The organism is Bacillus sp. 179-C3.3 HS, assembly GCF_047229225.1.
In the GTDB taxonomy this organism is placed as follows: domain Bacteria; phylum Bacillota; class Bacilli; order Bacillales; family Bacillaceae; genus Bacillus.
In genome coordinates this window covers 1-667 of record NZ_JBFEFT010000053.1, presented here as the reverse complement: position 1 = coordinate 667, position 667 = coordinate 1, and the positions used below count along the sequence as shown (strand labels likewise).

Genomic DNA, 667 nt, shown 5'->3' with positions numbered 1-667 from the left:
GATGGTAGTTGGGGGCTTCCCCCTGTGAGAGTAGGACGCCGCCAAGCTTTTCTTAAGATCAGTTCCGTTTGGAACTGATCTTTTTGGATTTTTCACAAGGAAATCTGAATTATTTTCTAACTGAGTTCTCCAATAAATGCTTATATCTTCTTTCTCTATTAGATATCTTCTAAAACGAGTTGAGAGAGGATGTGAAAAGCCTCTTAAACTCAAAAGAGACGTTTCAGTTAAGAGTTCAATAGAAAAGTTAATAAAGGATCCTTATTTAAAGTTATATCTAGCTCAAGCTCATGCCTTTACAAGAATGAAATTAGTTCTCTCACTTAATGCTATGGCATCCTCATATAAATCGTTTAAAGATAATAATTTATTACTTATTAAAGGAGATAAACGATCTAAAAGAGAACTTTAAATAGAGAGTGTGAATCCGAGTAAGGCTTGATTTTTAGCTGTTTTGGCAAAGAAGATATTGTTTGTTTAGTTTAAATGAGGCTTGATGAAAAATGAAATAAAATTTTTTTAATATAGCCTTTACAAATCATCAAAACCTGTATATAATAATCTTTGTCGGATCGAGAGATTCCTACATAGTGGAGGATTAGCTCAGCTGGGAGAGCATCTGCCTTACAAGCAGAGGGTCGGCGGTTCGAGCCCGTCATCCTCCACC

At 35.4% G+C, this 667-nt stretch carries 1 tRNA gene; it reads left to right on the top strand.

Annotated features, from left to right (window positions below):
* Positions 1-592: 592 nt before the first annotated feature.
* A tRNA-Val gene (locus AB1K80_RS17155) sits at positions 593-665 on the top strand.
* Positions 666-667: the final 2 nt, after the last annotated feature.